At 68.3% G+C, this 5,058-nt stretch carries 4 protein-coding genes; all 4 read right to left on the bottom strand.

Translation table 11 applies throughout. From position 1 onward, the window contains the following. Positions 1-259: nicotinamide riboside transporter PnuC (gene pnuC, locus G3N93_RS33505; protein WP_206134886.1), on the bottom strand; the 259-nt coding region annotated here is incomplete at its 3' end. Positions 260-318: 59 nt separating this feature from the next. Continuing rightward, positions 319-2,550: a TonB-dependent siderophore receptor gene (locus G3N93_RS33500; protein WP_206134884.1), complete on the bottom strand. Its 2,232-nt coding sequence runs from the start codon at positions 2,548-2,550 to the stop codon at positions 319-321. Between the two features lie 603 nt (positions 2,551-3,153). Next, the gene (locus G3N93_RS33495; protein WP_174916090.1) at positions 3,154-3,357 is read right to left on the bottom strand and encodes a DUF2970 domain-containing protein; all 204 of its coding nucleotides are present in this window, start codon (positions 3,355-3,357) and stop codon (positions 3,154-3,156) included. A gap of 122 nt (positions 3,358-3,479) precedes the next feature. After that, positions 3,480-5,058: 2Fe-2S iron-sulfur cluster-binding protein (locus G3N93_RS33490; RefSeq protein WP_206134883.1), on the bottom strand; the 1,579-nt coding region annotated here is incomplete at its 5' end.

Raw genomic sequence — 5,058 nt, 5'->3', positions numbered from 1 at the left:
GCGCCACGTCGCCGGCCGGCGCCGCGCTGCCGTCGGCCTCGCTCGCACGCTGCGCGAGCCAGCGTTGCCAGCCGTACACCTGCAGCACCGCGAACGCGCCCTGCAGCAGCATGTCCGAATACAGCTTCGCGTCGAAGAAGATCCAGCCGTACAGCGCGACCGACACGAGCCCGACTGGCCAGCACAGCATGCGCCGCTTCGCGGTCAGCCAGATCGCGAGCGCGCTGACGATCACGCCGGCGATTTCGAGTGGGGACATCGTCTGTGCTCTCCAGGTTAGCTGCCGGGGCCGCGCGTTACGCGGCCGGTTCCGGACGGTCAGAAATCATAGGTCAACGACACGCGCGCGGTGCGCGGCGCACCCGGGAACAGGTATGCATCGCCCTGCTGCTCGCCCGCGTCGCGCCAGTAGAACTTGTTGAACAGGTTGTCGACCGACACGCGCAGCACCGTGCGATGACCGCCGATCTTCGTCGTATAGCGCGCGCCGAGATTGAACACGAACCACGACGGCACGCGCGCGGTGCCCTCCTCGTTCGCGTTGCGGGCCGCGCTGTATTCGACGCCGCCCAGCACGTTCAGCCCCGCGACGCCCGGCACCGCGTAGTCCGCATACAGCGACGCGCGCAGCGCCGGTACGTTGATGATCTGGTGCCCTTCGTACGCCGGCGAACCCGAATCATATGCACGCGCACGAATCGCCGCGACGCTGGCCGTCAGCCCCAGACGCTCGGTCACGCGTCCGGCCGCGCCGAGCTCGATCCCCTGGTGCCGCTGCGTGCCGCGCTGCACGAACGTGTAGCTCGTGCCCGATGCGTCCGGGTCGGCGAACTGGAACGGCTTGCTGATCGAGAACACGGCGGCCGTGAGGCTCAGCCGGTCGAGCCAGTCGTATTTCGCGCCGACCTCGAACTGGTGCGATTCGACGGGCGGCAGGAACGCATACGCGTTGGTCGCGCGCACGGGCGCCTGGTCGCCGAGCGACAGCGCCTTGCTGTACGACGCGTACAGCGACAGCACGTTCACGGGCTTGTAGACGAGCGCCACCTGCGGCAGGAACACCGAACGGTCGGTATGCGTCGTCTCGCCGTCGAGGCTGCTCCAGCTGCGCTGGCGCAGCAGCACTTCCTTGCCGCCCGCGAGCACCTGCCAGTGTTCGCCGATGCTGATGCGGTCGAGCCCGAACACGCCGTACTGCCACGCATCGAGGCGCGGATACGACGGGCCGGGCGAATTCGGCGACGGCGAGAACGTCGTATCGGGCCCGTAGATGTTCTCGCTGCCCACGTAGTCGTACACGGCGTCGGCCATGCTCACGACGCGGCGCTGCACGCTCACGCCGAGCGTCAGCTCGTGCCGCAGCGGGCCCGTCGCGAACTTGCCCGTCGTGACCGCGCGCAGGTCGTCGTTGCGACGATATTCACCGGGGCTGCGGAAGTCGTACACGTCGTAGTCGCCGTTCGCGCCGAAGAAGAACGGTGACGTCGCACCCGCCGTGCAGCTCGCCGCGTACGAGCAGCCGTATGCGAACGCGCTGTTGTCGTCGATCATCGTGCGGCTGCGGCCGGCGGCGATATAGGCCTTCCAGTCGTCGTTGAACTGATAGTCGAAGCGCGCGTTCAGGTTCAGCGCGTCGGTCGTCACCGGTTTCGCCCACGGCTGCGTGCCGAGCGCCTTCGACGTCGTCTTGATCGATGGCACGACGGTGCCGCCAAGCAGCTGGTAGCCGGGTGCGGAACGCTGGATCCATTGCTGGAATTCGGCATTGAGCTGCAGGCTCGCGCGCGGGCTGATGTCCCAGTCGGCGGCGATCGAACCGAACGTGCGCCGTCCGTTCGTGCCGTCGATGTACGAGTGCATGTTCTCTTTCGCGGCATTGATCCGGAAGCCGAACTGGTTGTCGGGGCCGAAACAGCGGCCGAGATCGACGGCCGCCGAGGTCGAGCCACGGCTGTCGACGCCACCCGTCACGCTCGCGACGTTCGCCGAGCGCTTCGTCACGAAGTTGATCACGCCGCCCGGCGCGACGACGCCGCTGTCGATGCCGGCGAGCCCCTTCAGGATCTCGACGCGCTCCTTGTTCTCGAGCGGCACGTTCTGCTCGCCGGACACCGTCAGCCCGTCGATCCGGATCGCGCTCGCGAGATCGACCGGAAAGCCGCGGATCGCAAAGCCTTCGAAATAGCCGACCGGCGCATAGTCGTTGACGACCGACGCGTCGTTGCGCACGACATCGCTCAGTCGCTTTGCCTGCTGGTCGTCGAGCTGCGCGCGCGTGACGACGCTCACCGATGCCGGCGTGTCGCGCAGCGGTGTGTCGTCGAAGCCCGCGACCGACGCGTTGCGTACGCGCAGCGCGTTGCCGCGCTCGCCGCTCACCGTGATCGTCGGCAGCGTCGCGCTGCCGGCTGCGTCGACGTCCGGCGCAGGCGTGTCGCCCTGCGCCGCGGCGGCCTGTGCCGCGAAAAGCGTGATGCCGAGACCGACGCCAAGCCCGACCTTCGCGCGCCGCCGCCGTGCGGGCGACGCTGTTGTTCTATTCACCGTCATTGTTCTGGATGGAAAACTCGCCACTCGACCCTGTCGAAACCCGTTACGAAGCTGCGAAGCGTGCCCGCGACCGGACCTAGCCCCTCCGCCGGACGCATGCGCCGGCCCGATATTCATCAGACGAACCGGACGATACGGCGCGCAAGCGGGCCGCTCGGTCGGTAAGACGCAGGATGGGACTCGGATTCAGGTGACGCACCGGGAACCGACGCAGCCGTCGACGGGTTCGTCGGGGGCGTGTCGGGCGCCGGCTGCATCGCGCGGTCTGGTCATGCGGGGGGACGCTTCGAACGCCTCGGGGCCGGCGCGACGTACTTGCGCGCACCGTTCGATGGAACGGCGGCGTGCCCGTCGCGCGCGACATCGCGGCGCGGCGCGCATTTTACCCCGGACAGGGCTGGCCGCCCTGGAATCGGGCGAAACGGGTGGCGGCGAAGGCGGGAATCGGGAACGTGGTACTCGGGCGGCACGGCGACGGTGCCGATGTGCGCGTGACTGACGTCATGCGCGGCCGCCTCGATCACCGGCGCAGTTGCGCGCCGGTCACATGGCTGGAATTCGGAGCGGGAACGTTCTCCCGCTCGCGATCCGGCGGGTGGCCGCTCAGAACCCCTGCATCGTCACGGTCGGATCGACGACCAGGTGCACGACGCCGTAGATGACCGCCCCGACGAGCACCGCGAGGATGATCGCCACGAACGGCAGCAGCGTGAAGTTGGCGTTTGCGAGATCGGTCGCGTGCGCCTTGCTGTTGCGTACGCCGAAGAAACTCCACAGGACCAGTTTGATCATGCCGAGCAGTTTCATGATTGCGCTCCTTTCATCTATCGGTTGACGCTATCGTCGATCCGACCGGCATCCGAAAAAAGAAGCAGTTGCGCGCGCTTTTCGCGCAGCAGGCCATCTGCGGCGGCGTGTCGCAGGGTGCGTCAGCGGTCGAGCACGAGCGGTTCCGACCCTTGCGCGGGCCGCGCGACGCACAGCAGCGCGCAGCCGGGCTCGACCGGTGCATCGGGCGCCTGCTCGTAGTCGACCGCGCCGGACAGCACGCGCGTCGCGCACGTGCCGCACGACCCGGAGCGGCATTCGGACGGCACATCCACGCGCTGCCCCTCCGCGAATTCGAGCAAGGTGCCGTCGGCGGGCACCCACGCGGCTTCGCGGCCGGTGCGCCGGAATACGACCGGCACGCTCGCCACCTCCGGCGTAGCAGACGTGCGGGTCGCGCTGCGTACCACGCTCGACGGCCCGAATGCCTCGAAACGGATGCGTTCGTCGGGTACGTTCAGCGCGCGCAGTCCGTCGTACAAATCGCGCATGAACGCAGACGGTCCGCAGAGGTAGAAGTCGTAATCGTCGAACGAAAGAATCCGCTTCAGTTGGGCAACGTCGATGCGGCCGGCATGTGCTGTCGAGCCTTCGTGAGGATGGCTGTCGAACCAGTGGAGTGACAGCCGCTCGTCGGTAGCTGCAACGCGCGCCAGCGCCTCGGTGAACGGTCGATCATCCGATTCGCGCGCCCCGTGCACGAACACCACGCGACGCGACGGTTGATCGTCGGCCAGCGCACGGCGCAGCATCGCGATCATCGGCGTGATGCCGATACCGGCCGACACGAGCACGGCCGGGCGCGGGCTCGCGAGATCGAACGAGAAGCGGCCGCGCGGCATCTGCGCGTCGAGCGTCATGCCCGCCTGCGCGTGATCGTGCAGCCACGCCGATACGCGCCCTTCGCGCTTCACGGTGATCCGGTAATGCGCGTCGCCCGGTGCATCGGAGAGCGTGTAGCTGCGAATCGCCGGCGAATCGCTGCCCGGCAGCGCGACGCGCAGCGTCAGGTGCTGCCCGGCTTCGTAGGCGGGCAACGTGCCGCCGTCCACCGGTTCGAAATGGAACGAGCGGATCGCGCGCGCTTCGTCGACGATCTTCGCGATGCGCAGCGGCCGCCATGCGGGTGCCGATGTCGATGCGGTCGTCGATGCCGATGTTGATTCGGGTGCGGATGCGGATGCGGATGCGGATGCGGACGGCACCACAACTGCGCCTGCGCTTGCAACTGCGTTTGCCCCTACCCCCGCCGCCATCGCCGCGAACTGCGGCGCACGCTCGACCGCCGACCACCGGAACGGCAGCACCGCGCGCATGCGCCGCACTTCCCGCACATGGAACCGCACGACCCGCTGCGCACCGTCGAACGACGCGACGAGCGGCCCGTCCCACACGATCTCGGCGCGCGCAGCCACATACAGCAGGTCGCCGTTGTCGAAATCGACGAACAGCAGCCCCGCGCGCGGATCGTGCTGCAAATTGCCGAGCGTGTTGAAGAAGCGGTTGCCGCTGAAATCCGGCGTCGTCAGCGTGCGCGCATCGTCGACGCGCACGAAGCCCGGCATTCCGCCGCGATGCGACACGTCCGCGCCGCGCGCGGCGCCCGCGTCCGCCGACGTGTTCGCGCTCGCGACGAAGAACGTATCGGCCTGCGCCAGCAGCGCACGGTCGGCATCGTTA

It is taken from the genome of Burkholderia sp. Se-20378 (genome assembly GCF_017104665.1).
Lineage (GTDB): Bacteria > Pseudomonadota > Gammaproteobacteria > Burkholderiales > Burkholderiaceae > Burkholderia > Burkholderia lata.
This window is presented reverse-complemented; position numbering and strand designations above follow the sequence as displayed.